This is a genomic window from Methylobacterium sp. AC433 (assembly GCF_979253015.1).
Genome location: NZ_CEEDBN010000118.1, coordinates 1 through 235, shown reverse-complemented (window position 1 = coordinate 235; position 235 = coordinate 1). Strand labels below are relative to the sequence as shown.

General features: G+C 75.7%; 1 protein-coding gene. It reads left to right on the top strand.

The features are described from left to right. Nucleotides 1-235: 4-hydroxythreonine-4-phosphate dehydrogenase PdxA (locus AC0IWM_RS23950; protein WP_471759179.1), on the top strand; the 235-nt coding region annotated here is incomplete at both ends.

The window sequence follows — 235 nt, the reverse complement described above, 5'->3', positions numbered from 1 at the left end:
GGGCCATACCGAGTTCCTGGCCGCCTGCTCCGTCGCACCCGGCGTGACCCCGCCGCTCCCCGTGATGATGCTCTGGAGCGAGACCCTCGCGGTGGTGCCCGTCACCATCCTCGTCGCCCTGCGGCGGGTCCCCGAACTGCTGACGCAGGACCTCGTCATGCGCACCGCCCGCAGCGTGGCGGAGGACCTGCGGCGGCGCTGCGGCCTCGCCCGGCCGCGCCTCGGCCTCTCCGGC